The following is a 17,680-nucleotide window of genomic DNA, read 5'->3' as shown; positions in this document are numbered from 1 at the left end:
TGCGCGCCTATGGCTTCAGGTGCTCCTCGACGAGCCGCTTCAGGCCCGCCACGTCGGGCCGGCTTCCGCTCGCTTCGCCGATCGCGGCGAGCCGCTCCGCCTCGTCGCGCGAGAGATCGGGGCATATCCACTCCAGCAACGCTGCCCAGTCCGGCGCGCCGTCGCAGCTATAGCAGTCATCGGGGATGGGTGTATTGTCGGGGAAATTCCGGAAAACCAGGTACGGCATCGCATCTACCTTCGTGCCGGGATCGCGGTCGCGTCGCCACCGTGTTGCCACCACGGCTCGCGCTTGCGCGCGCCCGCGGAGCGCTGGCCACATAGGCTATGGGGCCGGCGGAGCGAGGGAGCAAGCGTGCCCGGGGCCGCCGGGGCCCTCCGCCGACGGGCCGTGCCCCGAGCGGGGGCGGTGCGCGTTCAGGGGAGAAGCAGGAAGGAGGCCGCGTGGCGCGCGCGACGGCGATCAGGCCATCGCGCTGGCATCACCTACGCGCCGGCGCTCGGCCGTGTCAGGGGGCGCAGCCGATCCGCTCCGGCGCGACCGCCACGTCGTCATACCACATCGTCCGCGCCGGGCCGTGGAAGCCGAGGTAGCCGAAGCTGAACGTCTTGTAGTTGAGCGTCTTCACGCCGGTCTTGTCGATGATCTTGGTGCCGTTGGCGTAGACCTGGACGCCGCCCTTGGCGCCGTCGAAGTAGGCCTCCATGCAGTGCCACTGGTCCTTGGGGAGCTTCACACCGTTGCTCCCGCACCGGGTCTCGCCGCCCGTGGACAGGGTGACATCGTCGTGCAGGTTCAGCACGATCTGGCAGTACTGCTCGGCGACCTCCATGTTGTCGCCCGTGTTCGGCTCGCCGTCGCCCGTCATGGCCTGGAAGTAGGCGTTGTGGTCGGACTGGCCGAGATCGACGCTGCTGCGCACGTAGAGCCGGACCCAGAACGTCGAGCTGGGCGACGGGACGGAGAGCATCCTCCAGTCGTAGCCGGCGGCACCGGGGTTCACGCGCAGCGCGCGCGTGCCGGCGTGGAAGATCGAGGAGTCGATCGCCATGTTCTTCAGCGCATCGGCCGCCTGGTACGAGGGACGGTACGTCGCGCCCTCGGGCAGCCCGTCGCCCTCGAAGTCGGAGCAGAACGTCGCGCTCGCCGGGCACCCGCCGGTCGGCGTCCCGCTGCCGGTGCTCGACGTGGCGCTCGTCTCGGGTGTCCCGGTGCTCGTGGTGCTGGTGCTGCTGGGGTCACCGCCGCCCCCGCTGCTGCTGCTGCTGCTGCCGTTGCTGGTGGTGCTGCCGTTGCTGGTGGTGCCGCTGCTGCCGCTGCTGGTGGTGCCGTTGCTGCTGCTGCCGGCGACGGGGCTGCCCGCGCCCGAGCTCACGCTCGAGGCGCCGCCGGTCCCCGCGCCGCTGCCGCCCGCGCCCCCCGTTTCCGAGGAGTCGCCAGCGCCGTCCGAGCAGCCCGCCGCCGCAGCGGACAGGGCCAGACAGGAGATCCCGACCCAAGTGAAGCGTGCGATTTCGCGATGGAAAGTCATGTTGATGCCCGAAAGGTGATAGGCCCGTTCGCCGGAGCTGCGCGCTGCCGCAGCGCGGCACGTCTGCCGGTGATCCTAAGAAGCTGCCGCTGCGCCGAGGCGCTACCAGCGCTCGACGCGGCTCACAGCTCTAGCAGAATTCGCCGCACCTCGGGAGGTGTTCTTCCGGGTCCAGATGGGCAGTAAACTTCTCAGCGGAGCGGCGAGCGCGGATGGCGCGGCGCCTGGGCGGGCTGGACGGCCAAGAAGGGGAGGGCGAGCTCACGGCGGCGCTCCCCGGCAAGGCGGATGCGCCGAGCAAGGCCGCGGCGGCGGGGCGCACGACCTCGTCGAGCGCGCGGCGGAGGGCGGCGGCGACCTCCGCACCGCCGAGCCGCCCGTGGGCCGCTAGCTCGGAGCTCGCCGCGGCGCCGCTGACGAAGCCGGCCGGCACCTCCTCGCCCGCCGCGAAGGCGTCGACGACGGCGGCGCGCACCTCGGCGCCGCCCGCCTTGGCCGGTTCGCGTCTGCCGTCGCTGGCTCGCTCCGATTCTGCGAGGCGTTCTCACGAGAGCCGCGGCCCCGGAATGAGAGCGGTCCGTCACAGCGCGCGACAACCTGGATTGATGGAGTGCACATAGTCGTCGGCCTCGCCGATGATCTGAACGATGGCGCTCCCCATCGGGCATTTGACCCCGTAACCTGTGCTGTGCATGTTGCCGATGCCGGGGCCGACATTGACGCTATCGCTCATCTTCCACGCTTCGACCGTCTGGCACAGCAGCTCGACCCGGTAAACCTGGGTGTCGACCCAGATGTTGATCCCGACCAGGACCTGGTTCGCAGGGCAGATCACGCTGCCCGGCCCGCCGCCGTTGCCGCCGGCGGTCACGGTCTGGAAGGCGGTGCCCAGGGTGCCGTCGCCGGCGAGCGGCGCGCAGATCAGGCCGATTTGATCGATCGAGCCGCCGCTCCGGCCGTGGACGCCGACTGCCACGTTGCCGCTACCACAGGGGATTACGTAAGAGTTGTCGTCGCCCGTGCCGCCGGCGCCGCCCGTGTCGCCGGCGCCGCCCGTGCCGCCGGCGCCGCCCGTGCCGCCGGCGCCGCCCGTGTCGCCGGTGCCGCCCGTGCCACCGGCGCCGCCCGTGCCACCGGCGCCGCCGCCGCCCGCGTCACCGCCGGCCGTACCACCGCCGCTGCCGCCAGCGCCGACGCCCGTCGCGCCCGCGGTGCCCGAGAAATCGAGATCGTCGACCCCCGAGATCGCGTTGCATGCCGCGCTCCAGCAGACGACGGCGAGCGCCGCGGCCATGACCGTCGCGATGGGCTTCGTCGTCCGGACTGCTGCGTGTTCTCTCATCAGAAGCTCCTGTGGCGGGTGATCTTGCCGGGCCCGAGGCTCGCCTGGAGGGCTGACGAACCCGAGGGGCCGAGGTGCAGGGTGGGGTCAACCTGGGGGGGGTCGGGTCGGCGGCATGAGGGCTCCCCGTTCGGGGATCGAGGTCTCGGTGCGGGCGATGGTCTGCTGTTCCGAGGCCTGGCTGACCCGGAGGGTGCGGTCGTCGTGCCGGGTGGTCAACGACGAGGGCAGCCAGGACGCCTGGCGTGACCATACCCGCGAGAATGGCCGGAAGGAACCCGAACCTCGCCCCGGAGGCCCTCGGGAAAGCGCCGCCGCCCAGCGGCAGGCCCTCGCGGGGAGGCAAACACCCGGGCGTGCGCGGGCGACGCCCCTCGCGCCGCCGATGGTTGGCGACGCCATGGCGGAGCTGCGACGCCGCGGGGAGCGGCGAAGGGGCTCCTGCGAGGCAGGCGAGCTGAGCGTGCCCGATGCAGTGCGAGCGAGAGCGATCGGCGACGGCGGCCGCCAGCCGTTCGAGCCTTCTCCGCGTATCTGTCAGGTGGGTGGGGAGTCGTGCCCGGGGCTGAAGAAGTCCGGGCACGTGGCGCGCGGGATGGACATCCCGCGCGCGTTCATCATGCGACGCTCAAGGCCGAGCGCTCACTTCATCGACACGTTCACGTTGGCGCTACCGCTGCTCTGATAGCCCTCCACGACCATCGAGACCTCGTACAGGTTCCCCATCTTCATCCCCAGGCGATCCCACGCGTTGAAGTGGTTGGCGACGGTGATGGTCCCGCTCGTGCGCTTCTGCTGCCGGACGCTCCAGAACTGATAGAAGGTGGTCGAGTTGCCTTCGATCGACGGCTGGTTGACTCGCTGGGTCCGATAGATGTCATAGGTGCCTCCGTCGCTGGTGACGGTGCCCATGAATCCTTGGCCGCCCGGCGGACGCCAGGTGCCCCAGCTGTCGACGATGTAGTACTCCACGAGCGGGCTCTTCGTCCACCCGTAGACGGCCAGGTACGAGTTGCCGTTCGGCCGGTAGTCGGCCGAGTAGGTCACGATCTGGTTCTTCGACCCGGGCCTCAGACCCTTACGGCCCAGCAGGTTGTTGATGTTGCTCCATTCGACGTTGAAGCCATTCGCCGTGTTGGTCTGGCATCCGCTCCCGGTGTCCTTCCAGTATTCGAAGGTGTAGCCGCAGTGGGTGCCCGTCTGATTCCCGCAGACCTGCTGGTTGGGTGAATTGCACGTGCTGCCGCCGCCGGAGCCGCCCGACCCGCCGGAGCCGCCCGACCCGCCGCCGCCGCCGGCGCCTCCCGCGCCCGAGCTGCTGCTCGAGCTCGCGCTGCTGCTCGACGAGCTCGCGCTGCTGCTCGAGCTCGCGCTGCTGCTCGACGACGAGGACGCGCTCGAGCCGTCGATCGTGCCGCCGGAGCCGGTGACCGAGGCGATCGTGGGCCGCCCGCTGCCGTTCGCGCAGAACCCCCACTCCGTCGAGGAGCCCTTGGCGATCGCGCCGTTATGGCTCACGTTCGTGGCGGTGAACTGGCCGCCCGAATCCGTGGCGTTCACGTTCCACGAGTTGCTCCTCGTCGAGCCGTTGAGCCCGACGACGACGTTCCAGCCCGTGGTCGCCGGGCTGCGGGAGTTGTTCTTGACCGTCACGTTCGCGCAGTAGCCGCTTCCCCAGTCCGAGGTGACGGCGACGTTCGCCGACACCGAGCGGTCCGCGCTGTCCAGCGCGCCCTCCTGTGCCTCGATGTCCTCGTCCACGATGTTCTCGACGCTGCACGCCAGCAGGCCACACGCGATCGAAGCGGATAGATAGCCAAGTAAGGGAACGATGCGCATTTAAGATTTCTCCATGATCGGATCGGCGGAGTCACGGCCTCTGCTCGAAATGGATTTGTGAACCATCGAGGAAGACGCGAGCCCTCCGAGTCCTTGGTTAAAGTTCAAAATTCCCGGCCAGCGTGCTCGTGATCCGGTGATCACGGATGCGCCCGCGGGCCTGCGCCGACCACATGCCTGGCAATCACGATGTTGGTCGGACAGATGCTCACATGCGAACACCCCGTGTGACGGGGCCGGGCATCGACTCGGAAAAAGCAAGAACAACTCGAACGCGAAGCCGCAAGAAGCAAGTAGCCCCGGCAGTGTCACCCGGAGTCGACCTCTGTACGATCCTGCAACCGTCTACGGCCCCCGGCCGAGAACGGTCCGGATCGTCAAAGGGGATTAGAATATTCATACAGACAGGAGGTGAAAGTCAAGACTCTTTTCTAAGTCGCGTCCGCTTTTCCCCGGCCCGCCCAGCTGCGTCCTTGGCGTGCTGCTGTTGGTTGTCTCGTAGAGCGCAAGATCCAGCCACGTTGCGCGCGTACGTCCGACGATAGAATCCAGATTCGTTCACTCTCCTCGAAAAGCGACGAACCCTCGAAGAAAACCGGTTTTGCGACGATCGGCGTCATCCGGTATTGCGGTGAAACTCCACGAGGAACAGGGCCTGACCGTCAGGGTCGAACTGATGCAGCAGCTCTGATACGACGATCCTGGGGCGCTCCGGATCCAGGGGAATCTCTCGACCGCCGGGCCCGTCGGTGCGACGGCGGAGCCGCCTGGAGGTCATGTGGATCACGCCCCCACACCGGGTAGGGTGGCATGGTTTGACGAGGCTCTCGGTCGTCAGCCCTTCTCTCCGCCCTTCCGGATCCCGAGCTTCCGCATCTTGCTTTGCAGCGTCGTCGGCTTGAGCCCCAGCGCCGCCGCGGCCCCGTCCTCTCCGTAGATCTTCCCGCCCGCGGCCCGCAGCGCCTCCTCGATGCAGCGCTGAGCGGCCTCTCGGTACGTCGTCACGCGCCCTGTCGCGCCGGGCGCAGCAGAGAGCGGCGCTGACAAGATGAGCTCGTCTCCTGTCGACATCACCATCGACCGCTCGATCACGTTCTCGAGCTCCCGCACGTTGCCCGGCCAGCCGTGCGCCCGCAGCCGCGTCATCGACTCCGCGCTCACCCGCGGCGGCGTCCGGCCGAAGGTCGCCGCCACCTTCTCGACGATGACGCGCGTGAGCGGCTCCAGGTCCTCTGGCCGCTCCCGCAGCGGGGGGACGATGATCGGGAATACCTGCAGCCGATAATAGAGGTCGTCGCGGAACGCTCCGCTCGCCACCATGGCCTCGAGCGGCCGGTGTGTCGCGGCGATCACCCGCACCGAGACGCGCACCGCGCCCTCGCCGCCGACGCGCTCGATCTCGCCCTCCTGGAGCACGCGCAGGAGCTTCGCCTGCGCCGCCCTGGGCAGCTCGCCGACCTCGTCGAGCAGCAGCGTCCCGCCGCTCGCGCGCTCGAACAGCCCGAGGTGCCGCGCCGCAGCGCCCGTGAACGCGCCGCGCTCGTGGCCGAACAGGGCGCTCTCGACGAGCCCCTCGGGCAGCGCTCCGCAGTTGACCGCGAGGAACGGCCGCTCCGCGCGGCGCGAGAGCGCGTGGATGCGGCGCGCGATCACCTCCTTGCCCGTGCCCGTCTCGCCGCGCACAAGCACGGTCGTGTCCTGCCGCGCGACGAGCGGCACCATCTGCTGGAAGATCGCCCGCATCGCCGGGCCCACCGCGACCACCTCCCTCGGCAGCGCGACGCGATCGAGCTCCTCCTTCAGCGTCCGCTTCTCCCCCTGCGCGCGGCGCGCGATGGCCGCGACGCGCCCGAGGACCTGCACCTGCCGCAGCGCCACGGCGAGCAGGCGACCGATCGCCTCGAGCAGCGCGGGCGAGACGTCGAGCGCCGCGCCGTCGCCGAGCGCCATCGCGGCGCAGCCGACGGCGCCCTCCGCGTCGCGGAGCGCGAAGACGGCCATCGTCTCGCCGCCCGCGCCGCGCCGGACCTCCGGCGCGCCTGGGGCGGCCGCGCCGCGGCGCAGATCGAGCCGCCGCAGCGGGAGATGGCGCGAGAGCGCGGCGCTCACCGCCGGGACGAGCGTCGCCTCGGTGTGCGCGCGGGCCGAGGCCTCGCCGAGGTCGGCGAGCAGGAGGAGGGCGTGATCGGCGGAGGCGGTCATCGTGCGCGGAGCGAGGCCGACGAAATGGCGTCGTGCGGCACCGTAGGAGCGTTGTCTGGACCGCACAAGGCCGGCGAAAGCCCAGGAAAAGCCGCTCGGGCCGCGGGCACGCTCCCTGCTCCCTGCCGAAGGGGGGAGAGGAGAGCGCGCGGAGGACCGCGCCGCGGAAAGGAACCCTCATGGCCTACGTCATCGCCGAGCCCTGCGTCGCCACGTGTGATACCGCCTGTGTCCCCGTCTGCCCCGTGGACTGCATCCACGGCCCGCTCGCGGCGGACGAGATCTCGCGCATTCCCGAGGCAGAGCGGAAGACACGCCTCGCCGGCCTCCAGCTCTACATCGATCCCGAGTCGTGCATCTGCTGCGGCGCCTGCGAGAACGAGTGCCCGGTGGGCGCCATCTTCGATGAAGACGAGCTGCCGGCCGAGTGGCAGCGTTACCGGGAGATCAACGCCCGCTTCTTCGACGACCGCGCGACGGAGCGCGCGAAGGAGCGCGTTCCGGAGACGACCTGAGCGCGGCTCGGGAGCGGCCGATATCGGCGAGCGACACGAGGAGAGGCGGAGGTGGCTGCGGGGCATTGACAGCCCGGAGTCGCCGCGATGTCATGATCCTCTCACGTGCTCCGCCCACCGGTCAGCTTCCAGGCGCGCGCGATGTGCATCGGGCTCTGCTGTGCGGCGCTCGCGTGCATGGCGCCGCCCGGCCCGAAGGGCGTGCTTCCCTTCCTCGCGTCTCCGGCGGGGCTGGGCGTCGCCGCGCTGGCGCTCATGGCGCTGGGGACGTCGATCGAGGAGCTCGGCAGGATCCGGCGCATCCGCGCCGGCGTGGGCTTCTGCATCGTGGCCGCCGCGCTCATCGCGGCGGGCGCGCTGTGGGGCGCCGCGCTGCCCGCGCTCAAGCCGTCGCTCGCCTGGTTCGCCTGGCTTCTTTATGGCGCCGGCGCGACCGGCGTCGCCCTCGCGCTCCGGCGTGACATCGCCGTCTTCCGCGATCCGCGTCACGGTCAATCCGTCCGCCTGGAGTCGATCTCGGCCGACGCCGTTCGTCTCATCGCCAACGGCGCTCCGGTCACCATCCCCGCCGCGCAGATCCGCGGCGTGAGCCTCGGCGCCGGCCTCGAAGGGCGGGGCGTCTTCGTCCTCGTCGGCAGCCGGGACAAGGTGATCGGCGACGCGCGCGCGCTCCCCTGGGTCGCCGCCCACCGGGACGGCGACACCTTCCTCTTGACCGAGCACCAGGCGGCGATCGACGCAGAGGTCCTGGCCGTGCGGCTGCACGAGGCGGCTGCCGCCAGCGGAGGGGATTATCGATGAAGGCGAGCGAACACGCGGCGGACGACGCTCTCGAGATCCCGCTCCGCCGTCCCTACCCGGAGCTCCTCCTGAGCGCCCTCTTCTTTGCAGTCTGCGCGGCGGTCCTCGCCCACCGGGCCCAGACGAACGATCGCGGCCTGATCCTGAACGGGATCATCCATTTCGAGCCTGGAGGCGCCGAGGTCTTCTACGCGGTGCTGGCGATCCTGTCAGGGGCCTTCTGCGCGCTCGGCGTCGCCGGCGCTGCGCGGTTTGCGGCGCTCAAAGAGTTCCGGATCGTCCTTGGCCCTCGATCGATCACCTTGCCGTCGATGCATCCGCTCCGTGGCGCGCGGGAGGTCACCGTGCCGCTCGATCGCGTCGAGTCGGTGGAGCTGCAGCCCCCGGCCAAACCGATCACGCTGGTGATCCGCGAGGACGATCGCGCCCACAGCATCCCGCAGCGCTGGCTCGCCAAGGGCTGGCCGGCCGAGGAGGTCGCCGGCGCGATCATCGCGCGGGTGCGGGGGGCGCACGCCGGGGAGCGCGACGGGGGGTAGCGCCCCGAGGCGGTGGGATCGTGGCGGCGATGAGGCGGTAGCGCTGCTGCCGCACGAGCACGAGAAGGAGGAGCTCCTCGGGCTTGCCCAGCGCATGAGGCGCCTCGTTCTCTTCACAGGAGGCCAGGAATCGCCGGCACACTCGCCGCGTCCAAAGCCCCTCCTTGGACGGCGCCGGGCCGTCCCTGGCTGTGCGCTTGCCCCTCTTGGCGTCGGGCGCACCATCACCCGGCACGTAAGTCAGCGTGCCCGGATGGAAGGACAGGAATCGAAAATGAAACAGTCGAGGTTGACCGGCGCTCTCGTGGCGACCGCGGTCGTCGTTGTCGCTCCGCTCGCTCGTGCGGCCAGCACGATACCGATTCAGGACCTCGCGCTCGTCGAGGAGACGAGCGCGTCGGGCTCGGCGGACGCGAGCGCCAGCGATCGTCAGGGCCACCACGGGCATCACGGCCTCCACGGGGCTCACGGCCATCACGGCCATCACGGCCATCACGGCCCTTGGGGGGTCAGGGGCGACGTTTCGCGGGCAGGGCTCCCGGCTCCGGTCGTGAGCCTGACGGCTGGTCAGCGCTGATCCCTGACGGCCCATGGCGCCGCGTGCAGGTCGAGTCGACGCTCGGCCCCAGCGCCGCCTTGCCGGCAACGCGGATCGTCCTGTCGGGAGAGGTGCCGGCGTCGTGGCACCCTGGAGGTGAGTCGCATGAACGGAACAGCCGCGGGCCGAAGGCGGGCCATCCTTCTGCTCGCCGCAGCGGCGGCGCACCTCGCGGTGGTCTGCCTGGGCGCTCTGCACGTCAACGTGGGAGACGGGGGCTGGGCGCGCCGGGCGGTGCAGGTTTATGGCCTGCTCTCCGGAGCGGACAGCGGGTACTCGTTCTTCGCTCCAGGGGTCGGAACGACGCTCTCCGCGAGCTTTCAGGTGAACGGCGCGAACGGGAGCAAAGCCTCCGACGTCCTGGAGACGGGGGTGAGCCGTGAAGCGGATATCCGGGTCAGGAACATCATCGGGATGTTCTCGCTGGAGGACGATCCGATGGTGAGGCGCTCGCTCGTGGCTTCCTGGGCCGGCAAGGTGCTCGCCAGGCACCCAGACGCCGACAGCGTCGTCGTACGACTCGACACGTTCGAGCTCCCCACGATGGCGGAGTACCGCGACGGCAAGCCCACGGGATGGAAGCTGAATTATCGAGCGAAATTCGTTCATCGCGCGAAGCTCGTGCGCGCGCAGCAGAGCGGCGGGAGCGCGCCGTGAACGCGCGGTCGACGGCTGCTCCCCGGGCCGCGATCGAGCGTGGGGTCGCGCGAGCGTGCGCGGCCGTCGATCGCTTCGCCTTCGCTCCTGCGTCGGCGGCGCCGCTCGCCGTCCTCCGGATCGGGCTCGCCTCGGTTCTTCTCATCCAGGCGGCGATGGTCGCTCCTGCGCTCTTCGAGCTTTATGGGCGATCGGGCATCCTCCAGACTCCATTCCTCGACGCGCTCGGGAGGCCGGGGGCTGTCCGGCTCAGCTGGCTGATAGACCGCCTCGCCGCGCTCGGAATCGGAGAGGCGCCCATCATCGCCGCCGTGGGCGCCCTCTACGTGCTCGCGCTCGGCGCGCTGCTCGCGGGATGGTACACGAGGGTGGCCGCGGCAGGCGCCTGGTTCGCCCACCTGATGCTGATGATGACGGCGGACAGCACGAATTACGGCGTGGACCAGTTCGCCAACATCTTCCTGTTCTATCTCCTGTGGATGCCGGCGGGAGCGGCGCTCTCGCTCGATCGACGGCTCGGCCGCGCGCCCGCCGGGCCCACGAGCATGGCGCGGCTCGCCCTGCGCGTGGTGCAGATCCACCTCTGCATCGTCTACCTCGCGAGCGGGCTGGGAAAGGCGCTCGGTGAGCAGTGGTGGAACGGCGATGCCATCTGGCGGACGCTCAACCTGCCCGAGTATCGCCAGCGCGACTTCACCTGGCTTGCCCGCTATCCATGGCTCGCCGTGGGCGCGGGCTGGATGGTGCTGCTCATCGAATGCGGCTATCCCCTCATGATCTGGCCGCGGCGCACCCGGCGGCTCTGGGTGGCGGCCACCGTGGCGCTCCACGTCGGCATCGCGGCCTTCATGGGGCTCGGCACCTTCGGAGCCATCATGACCGTGCTGACCATCTCTGCGTTCGCGGTGCGCGCAGATGAAGGGTCGGCAGGCAGCAGCTCGACCGGAGCATCGCGGACAGCGCCGTGCGCGTGGGCCCACCGGGCGGCGGCGGCGCCGGGGGGCGCAAGCGGGCAGCGCGCCGGCGGGTAGCGCCCCGCAGGTCGTGGGATCTCGGCGGCGATGCGGTAGTAGGATGGCGCCCGATCAGGAGGAGAGATCCATGAAGACCGCGGCCGCGCTGGTGAAGGACATTCACGAAGAGCTCCGGAGCATCGACGATCAGCTGAGGGCTCACCCCTATCCGGACGCCATCGAACGGGGAGAGGTCACGGCCGTTGGATTGAGGGCCTTCCCGGGCCACCAGCACCACGTGGTGCTCAGCGACCTGCGCTCGATGGCGATGATGCTCCAGCGCTTCGGGGACACGCCCTGGCGCGATTTCTGGAGCGGCGTCCTCCAGGGCGAGCTCGTGGCGCCGGACGGGATCGCCGCCATGGGCCGGAAGCTCGGCATGACGAAGGACGACCTGGATCGGTACGAGGTCACCGCGGAGGGGTTCGCGTACGCCGTCCAGATGGCCTGGGCGGCGGCCAACGCCTCGGCGGCCGAGATCGCGTGCGCCCTGCTCATCAACTTCCCAGCGTGGGGGTTCAACTGCGGCAGGATGGGGAAGGCGCTCCGCGACCGGTACGGCTTCGGCCCCGAGCACACCGCCTTCCTGGACGCGTTCGCGGCGCTGCCGTCGTTCGAGGACACCGCGGTCGCCATCGTGCAGGACGGGCTCGACCGCGGCGTGGAGCCCCGCGCGATCCGCCGCACGACCAGGCTATTTCAGGCGTATGAGAAGATGTTCTGGGACGCGATGATGGCGCTGGGAACGTAGAAGGCGAGCGGCTAGCGACTGCGACGGTCTTCCGGAGCTAGCGCCGCCCTTCCTCGCGTTCACACCCGTACTTCTCGCGGATCTCCACCGCCATCCGGTGCACCACCGCGCCGGCGTCCGCGCGCACGTGCAGCTCCAGCCCCGGCATCAGCTCCACGCGCCGCCACGCCCGGCCGAGCTCCGCGGCGTCCGCGCGTTCCCCCGCGCCGGACGCCGCGCTCTCGGCTGGCTCCGGCGGCAGCACCTCTTTCGCCAGCTCCTCGAGCGGGATCTCGGCGAGCTTCCGCTTGATCTCCGGGAGCAGCAGGTTGTGCTCGCGCAGCTTCTTGATGGCGAGCGCCCGCACGAGGTGCTCGCGACCGTACGTCGTGCGGCGGCCGTGGAACGCGGGCTTGTCCATCAGACCCTCCGCGAACCAGTGCTTGATCGTGCCAGTGCTGACACCGGCGGCGCGCGCCAGCTCGACGGCGCTGTAGCCGCGCGGGGCGACAGGGGGCGCAGGGACAAGGGGCATCGAGACATCCTAGCCAAAGAACCAGACAAAAGTCGACAGAATCTAGACAATCAATTCTGATTTCTAGGTGGGTGGAGGCTCCAACGAGAGATCTACCTCTGGAATCTGGCTAATAATGGGCATGAACCAAAGAATCTTCTCAGAAAACTAGAATAATACACCCTGAATCCAGAAAAACGGCTCAAAAATCGAGCCAATCGAGTCGCCCGATCGCGCTGGTCGGGTCGCCAAGGGCTGCCGGCGCGCGCCGTGGTACACCCTGCCGTCATGACGACGGGCGCGCCGCGATCCATCTACCTTCCCCGGGTCTACGAGGCACCTGACCTCGCCGACCTCCACGATCTCATCGACGCGAACCCGTTCGGCATGCTCATCGCGCCCGGGGAGGACGGCGTGCCCATGATTGCGCACGTGCCCTTCCTCCTCGATCGCGACAGCGGCCCTCATGGCACCTTGCTCGCGCATGTCGCGCGGGCCAACCCGATCCGGCGCGCGCTCGACGGGAGCACGCCGGTCCTGGCCGTCTTTCGCGGGCCGCACGGGTACATCTCGCCCGGGTGGTACGCCTCGCGCGACGACGTGCCGACCTGGAACTACGCCGTCGTCCACGCGCATGGCGCGCCGCGGGCCATCGAGGACCACGACGCGCTGCTCGCGCTGCTCGCGCGCCTCTCCGACGTGAACGAGCGCGGGCGGCCCGAGCCCTGGAGCGTCGCGGAGCTCTCGCCGGAGAAGCGGGCCGCGCTGCTCCCCGCGATCGTCGGCCTCTCCATCGAGATCACGCGGATCGAGGGCAAGCTCAAGCTCTCGCAGAACCGCCGCCCCGAGGATCGCGACGGCGCCATTGCCGGGCTGCGCGCGCAGGGCACGCCCGACGACCTCGCGCTCGCGGAGGCGATGGCGCGCGCCCGCCCTCGCTGAGCCGTCAGCTCCGCTCCCCATCGCCGCTCGCGATTGCGCGCGCGTGCTCCTACGCGATCAGCGCCTGTCGGGATCGGTGCTCCCCGGAGGAGAAGATTCCCAGCTCCTCGGATCGAGCACGGTGCTGGACGCCAGGTGCGTGCTGTCCTCGAGCGACGGCGAGGTCATCGTGATAAGGACCTGTGGACCGCTCGTCGCAATGCTCGGAGGCCGCGATGATGACGCTCAGCGGCCGCCGTGCCGGCGATCGAGAGGGCGGCGGCTTCAACAAGGGGCGGCGTCGAGCCGCATGTCTACGGGAGGACCTATGCAAGTGATCGTCGCGGGCGCCGGGATCGGCGGCCTGGCCGCGGCTCTGGCGCTGCACGCCTCGGGTCATGAGGTGACGGTGTTCGAGGCGGCGCCCACCGTCCTGCCGCTCGGGGTCGGCATCAACCTGCTGCCCCACGCCCTCGAGGTGCTGGGCGAGCTGGGTCTCTTCGAGGCCCTGTTGGCCCAGGGCGTGGCGACCCGCGAGCTTATCTATTTCAACCGCTTCGGCCAGCGCATCTGGGGCGAGCCGCGCGGCCGCTTCGCGGGTCATGCCACGCCGCAGCTGTCCCTTCACCGCGGCGCCCTCCAAAGTGTGCTGTTCGACGCCGCCGTCGAGCGGCTGGGCCCCGACCGGGTGCTCTGCGATCGGCGCCTCTCGGGCCACGACGAGGGCGAGGGCCGCATCGTGGCGCTCTTCCACGATCGCGCGGGCGCGGCGTGGAAGGTTTCCGCCGACCTCCTGATCTGCGCCGACGGCATCCACTCGGCGGCGCGCGCCGGCCTCTATCCGGACGAGGGGCCGCCGATCTACGGCGGTCGCATGCTCTGGCGGGCGACCACCTTGGCGGCGCCCTTCCTCACCGGCGCCAGCATGATCATTGCCGGGCATCAGGACCAGAAGTTCGTCGCCTATCCGATCTCCCCACCGGGGCCGGACGGCCGTCAGACGATCAACTGGGCCGCCGATCTCGCGGTCACCAGGAGCCTGCGACGGGAGGACTGGAACCGGCTGGGCGACCCCGCCGACTTCCTGCCCAGGTTCGAGGCCTGGCGCTTCGGCTGGCTGGATGTGCCCGACCTGATCCGGGGCGCCGAGGCGATCTACGAGTTTCCGCTGGTCGACCGCGATCCCCTGCCGCGCTGGAGCCATGGGCGCATGACGCTGCTGGGCGACGCCGCCCATCCCATGTATCCGAACGGCTCCAACGGGGCGAGCCAGGCCATCCTGGACGCCCGCGCGCTGGTCCGCGCGCTCGCCGCCCATGCGGATCCGGTGGAAGCGCTGGCCGCTTACGAGGCCGAGCGCCTGCCCGCTACCGCCGCCATCGTCGCGTCCAATCGCCGCAACGGTCCGGAGCAATGCTTGCAGATCGCTTATGAGCGCGCGCCCGACGGCTTCGACCGTATCGAGGACGTCTTCGCCCCCGGCGAGCTGGAGGCCATCGCCGCCCGCTACAGGGCGCTGACCGGCCTGAAGCGCGCCTCGGAGCCCCTCGTGCGCTGACGAGAGCCCCCGGCGCGCTCGCGGATCCAGGTGTTTGCGGGGTGCGCCGGGACCTCGCCGCCGCTGCTGCTCAGGCGCAGTCCCGCAAACGCCTATTCGATTTCGCCAACCTGGCCAGCGATGCCGGCCGTTCGCAGCGATCCGCGACCGGATCGCGAGCGCCTACCGGCGCCGACGCCCGAGAACGAGCGCCGAAGCGACCAGCCAGAGAGCGGCGGCGCTTCCGCCGTTCCCGGTGCTCGCGCCCGTCCGGCAAGCGCACGAGCCGTCCGAGTCGTCGCCGTCCGCGTCGTTCCCACCGGAGGATCCGGCGCTGCCGCTGCTGCCCGAGCCGGCGGTGCCGGTCGTTCCGCTGGTGCCTCCGGTGACCGAGCCGCCGCTGCCCGAGGTCGTGCCCCCGGCGACGGCGCTGCCGCCGGTGCCCGACGTCGCGCCCCCGGCGCCGTCGCTGCCACCGCTGCCGCCCGCTCCCGGGTCCGAGCCGCCTCCGCCGCCTCCGCCGCCTCCGTCGCCCCCGTCACCCGGCATGGTGGGTCCGGTAAACCGCCACCAGTTGAACTTGAAGAGGTCGCCGCCGCCACCGACGAACTTCAGGAACAAGTCGTGTTTCCCGCTCCCACCGCTGACCGCACAGGTCTTGGTGGTCCAGGACGCCGCGCCCGAGACGTCGCACGTCCCGAGCAGCGTGCCGTTCTGGCTGTCGAGGTGGAGCTCGATCTTCGCGTTGCCGGCTGCGGACGATACCCGAGCCTCGAAGGAGGTCACGCCGTCCAGGAAATCGACGTCCTTCACCTTGATGTAGTCGCCGTTGCTGATGGACGTGACGTTCATGCCGCCGCCGGTGTCGGTGCACACCTCGGTCTTGAGCCCTGACGAGAAGGCGATGGTCTCGGCCTCGACTTGCTTGAACGGATCCAGCGTGGCGATGGCGGGCGGTCCATTCGTGGACATCGTGAGCTTCGGGATGCTGCCGTCGGCGCCGTACTTGAACTCCTCCACGCACACCGAGCGCTTGAAGTCACCGCCGCCCGGCAATGCGCTGTTGTGATAGAAAAAGTACGAGTGCCCCTTGTAGTCGACGACGCCGGGGTGATTGGTGAAGGTGCGGCCAGCGTCCATGACGTCGCCGCGGATGTTCCAGGGCCCGGTCGGACTGTTGCTGGTCGCGTAGCTGATCTTCTCGCTCCCGGCGATGGCGGCGTAGACCATGTAGTACAGCGACCCTCGCTTGTAGAACCACGGCCCCTCGGTGAAGCCATTCAACGCCACGTTGGTGATGTTTCCCGAGGTGGTGATCATGTCCGAGTTCAGCTTCACGTACCGGAGGGTGCCATTCCCCCAGTACATGTAGGCCTGTCCATCGTCGTCGACGAACACCGTCGGGTCGATGTTGCCGCTGTCTTTCTGGGCCAGCGCCTTCCCCAGCGGGTCCATGAACGGGCCTGCCACGTTGTCCGATACGCCCACGCCGATCTTCGCGCCGGTGGCGTTGTTCAGCGGCACGTAGAGATAGAACTTGCCGTTCCTGGCGACGCCCTGCACCGCCCACGCATCGCCGGTTCCCCAGCTGAAGCTCTTGTAGCCCGCGGGCGTGCCGTGGTCGGTCCAGTTGACCATGTCCGTGGTGGAGTACAAGTGCCAGTCGTTCATGGTGTAGAAGTTGTTCACCGACACGTCCTCGTCGTGGGACGTGTAGAGGTACAACCGGCCTTCGTGCACCATGGGAGCGGGGTCGGCCGTGTAGGAGGTCTGCACGATCGGGTTGTCCGCCCGAGCGGGGGACGCAATCGCGGCGGCGGTGGCCAGCGCCATCGCCGACAGGGTCATTCTTCTTGCTCGGTACCACGTTGTGTTAAGGCGCACGTTGAATCCTCTCGCGAGCGGAATTACCGGCGCCCCGCACCCCTGGTGCTGACTCGACGGAGGCGCCCATCAGATGGGAGGATGGCCCGCGCAAAGGCACGCAGGACGACCCACCCATGGCAAAGAACAAGTATTCCCCTTCGAAATGTGAACGATCACATTCCTTGTGTCAAACCCAATCGACCGGCCCGAGCGGATCCTCGATCCCGAAGGGAGGACGCGCCGGCGGGCTCATCTGGAGCGCCGCGTCACGGGGCGGGGCGGGCGCCGGACCGCGGTGATCGCCGGCCCGATGCGCTCGATGGCGACCTGCGCCGACCTGCGGCGACCTGGCAACGGACGGCTGGCGCTCGAGGCCGCAGGCGGCCGGCTCCCTGGGTATCGCCTCTTGTGCGCGTCGACTCGAGCGCGCGCTCCGGCCAAGAGACCGCCCCATCCTCGGCCGATTTGGATTGACGTCGGCAATGTGAACGATCACATTTCGTGCTGCGATGGGGTGGTTGAGCTTGCTTTTCACCAGACCAGGAGACGTCAGATGTCGATGAGCATGAAGCTGATGGGGGCCATGATCATGAGCGCCAGCATTGGCATTGTCGGCGGCGTTGCGGGCGCAGCGTGGGCCGCGGGCGAGGCGGCGGACGTCCCCGCATCGGTCGCCGAGGGGAAGGATTTCGGCTGCGGCGCAAAAGGACAGAAGGCCTGTCCGATGCAGGGCTGGATGAAGACGGTGATGCAGTCGGCGACCACGAGCGGCGACGGCGCGAAGATCGCGTCGGCGCTGGACTATGTGGCGTCGAAGCCGCCGCCCGGGATGTCGAAGTGGGTCGCCATCTCGAAGGAAGGCGCGGAGAAGGCCAAGAAGGGCGATATCGACGGCGCCAAGGCGAGCTGCAAGGCCTGCCATGATCTGTACAAGGCGGAGTACAAGGCGAAGCACCGTGACGCCGCCTTCTGAGGCGCCGCGCCCCGCTCTCGCCTTCTCCGCTCCTCGCGCAGGGCGCGCGCTCTGCCGTGAATCAGACAGAACAGATTGAAATTGTTGATATCCCGCCCGCG

Annotated in this window: 18 protein-coding genes; 10 read left to right on the top strand and 8 right to left on the bottom strand. The window is 69.6% G+C overall.

All coding sequences use genetic code 11. The annotated features are described in order from the left end of the window. Positions 1–7: 7 nt before the first annotated feature. Both WMF14_RS31015 and WMF14_RS31010 read right to left on the bottom strand, forming a co-directional pair. Entirely contained in the window at positions 8–229 is a 222-nt protein-coding gene (locus WMF14_RS31015) for a hypothetical protein (protein ID WP_272094528.1), read from the bottom strand. Between the two features lie 280 nt (positions 230–509). Beyond that, positions 510–1,052, bottom strand: a complete 543-nt coding sequence (locus WMF14_RS31010; protein WP_272094527.1) for a hypothetical protein — start codon at positions 1,050–1,052, stop codon at positions 510–512. On the opposite strand from WMF14_RS31010, the gene WMF14_RS31005 reads away from it, so the two are divergent. Further along, complete coding sequence (locus WMF14_RS31005; RefSeq protein ID WP_437792056.1) at positions 1,051–1,551, top strand: hypothetical protein; 501 nt, start codon at positions 1,051–1,053, stop codon at positions 1,549–1,551. The two genes, WMF14_RS31010 and WMF14_RS31005, sit on opposite strands and share 2 nt — an antisense overlap. Positions 1,552–1,662: 111 nt before the next feature. Here WMF14_RS31005 and WMF14_RS31000 read toward each other — a convergent pair whose 3' ends face one another. From WMF14_RS31000 to WMF14_RS30985, 4 genes are all read right to left on the bottom strand, one after another. Beyond that, on the bottom strand, positions 1,663–2,007 hold the full coding sequence (locus WMF14_RS31000; RefSeq protein ID WP_437792053.1) for a hypothetical protein: 345 nt from the start codon (positions 2,005–2,007) through the stop codon (positions 1,663–1,665). A gap of 105 nt (positions 2,008–2,112) precedes the next feature. Then, the gene (locus WMF14_RS30995; RefSeq protein ID WP_437792051.1) at positions 2,113–2,874 is read right to left on the bottom strand and encodes a hypothetical protein; all 762 of its coding nucleotides are present in this window, start codon (positions 2,872–2,874) and stop codon (positions 2,113–2,115) included. 642 nt (positions 2,875–3,516) lie between these two features. Then, positions 3,517–4,713, bottom strand: a complete 1,197-nt coding sequence (locus WMF14_RS30990; protein WP_437792049.1) for a glycoside hydrolase family 11 protein — start codon at positions 4,711–4,713, stop codon at positions 3,517–3,519. A gap of 834 nt (positions 4,714–5,547) precedes the next feature. Further along, positions 5,548–6,915 carry a sigma-54 interaction domain-containing protein gene (locus WMF14_RS30985; protein WP_437792046.1) on the bottom strand — a complete coding sequence of 456 codons (1,368 nt, stop codon included), beginning with the start codon at positions 6,913–6,915 and terminating at the stop codon, positions 5,548–5,550. Positions 6,916–7,094: 179 nt separating this feature from the next. Between WMF14_RS30985 and WMF14_RS30980 the strand changes: the two genes are divergently transcribed. The 6 genes from WMF14_RS30980 to WMF14_RS30955 all read left to right on the top strand — a co-directional run bounded on the left by WMF14_RS30980 (position 7,095) and on the right by WMF14_RS30955 (position 11,789). Next, on the top strand, positions 7,095–7,430 hold the full coding sequence (locus WMF14_RS30980; protein ID WP_437792043.1) for a 4Fe-4S dicluster domain-containing protein: 336 nt from the start codon (positions 7,095–7,097) through the stop codon (positions 7,428–7,430). A 105-nt stretch (positions 7,431–7,535) separates the two neighbouring features. Continuing rightward, positions 7,536–8,231, top strand: coding sequence for a hypothetical protein (locus tag WMF14_RS30975; protein ID WP_437792041.1), 696 nt, complete (start codon positions 7,536–7,538; stop codon positions 8,229–8,231). Beyond that, positions 8,228–8,770 carry a hypothetical protein gene (locus WMF14_RS30970; protein ID WP_437792038.1) on the top strand — a complete coding sequence of 181 codons (543 nt, stop codon included), beginning with the start codon at positions 8,228–8,230 and terminating at the stop codon, positions 8,768–8,770. The genes WMF14_RS30975 and WMF14_RS30970 overlap by 4 nt, the downstream gene beginning before the upstream one ends. A 703-nt stretch (positions 8,771–9,473) precedes the next feature. Continuing rightward, positions 9,474–10,025 carry a hypothetical protein gene (locus WMF14_RS30965; protein ID WP_437792035.1) on the top strand — a complete coding sequence of 184 codons (552 nt, stop codon included), beginning with the start codon at positions 9,474–9,476 and terminating at the stop codon, positions 10,023–10,025. Continuing rightward, a complete protein-coding gene (locus WMF14_RS30960; protein ID WP_437792033.1) occupies positions 10,022–11,056 on the top strand; it encodes an HTTM domain-containing protein in 1,035 nt (344 codons plus the stop codon). The genes WMF14_RS30965 and WMF14_RS30960 overlap by 4 nt, the downstream gene beginning before the upstream one ends. A gap of 70 nt (positions 11,057–11,126) precedes the next feature. Then, positions 11,127–11,789 carry a hypothetical protein gene (locus tag WMF14_RS30955; RefSeq protein ID WP_437792031.1) on the top strand — a complete coding sequence of 221 codons (663 nt, stop codon included), beginning with the start codon at positions 11,127–11,129 and terminating at the stop codon, positions 11,787–11,789. Between the two features lie 37 nt (positions 11,790–11,826). On the opposite strand, the gene WMF14_RS30950 is transcribed toward WMF14_RS30955, so the two are convergent. Beyond that, on the bottom strand, positions 11,827–12,303 hold the full coding sequence (locus tag WMF14_RS30950; RefSeq protein ID WP_272094516.1) for a helix-turn-helix domain-containing protein: 477 nt from the start codon (positions 12,301–12,303) through the stop codon (positions 11,827–11,829). A gap of 249 nt (positions 12,304–12,552) precedes the next feature. On the opposite strand from WMF14_RS30950, the gene WMF14_RS30945 reads away from it, so the two are divergent. Together WMF14_RS30945 and WMF14_RS30940 are read left to right on the top strand one after the other, a co-directional pair. Next, entirely contained in the window at positions 12,553–13,224 is a 672-nt protein-coding gene (locus WMF14_RS30945; protein WP_272094515.1) for an FMN-binding negative transcriptional regulator, read from the top strand. 307 nt (positions 13,225–13,531) lie between these two features. Then, on the top strand, positions 13,532–14,761 hold the full coding sequence (locus WMF14_RS30940) for a flavin-dependent oxidoreductase (RefSeq protein ID WP_437792029.1): 1,230 nt from the start codon (positions 13,532–13,534) through the stop codon (positions 14,759–14,761). Between the two features lie 162 nt (positions 14,762–14,923). On the opposite strand, the gene WMF14_RS30935 is transcribed toward WMF14_RS30940, so the two are convergent. Next, positions 14,924–16,588, bottom strand: coding sequence for a glycoside hydrolase family 43 protein (locus WMF14_RS30935; RefSeq protein ID WP_437792026.1), 1,665 nt, complete (start codon positions 16,586–16,588; stop codon positions 14,924–14,926). Between the two features lie 571 nt (positions 16,589–17,159). On the opposite strand from WMF14_RS30935, the gene WMF14_RS30930 reads away from it, so the two are divergent. Next, the gene (locus WMF14_RS30930) at positions 17,160–17,579 is read left to right on the top strand and encodes a hypothetical protein (RefSeq protein ID WP_437792023.1); all 420 of its coding nucleotides are present in this window, start codon (positions 17,160–17,162) and stop codon (positions 17,577–17,579) included. Positions 17,580–17,680: the final 101 nt, after the last annotated feature.

The sequence above is a fragment of the Sorangium sp. So ce693 genome, from assembly GCF_051521375.1.
Taxonomy (GTDB): domain Bacteria; phylum Myxococcota_A; class Polyangia; order Polyangiales; family Polyangiaceae; genus Sorangium; species Sorangium atrum.
The sequence above is the reverse complement of the archived record's forward strand: the minus strand, read 5'-3'. Positions and strand labels throughout refer to the sequence as shown.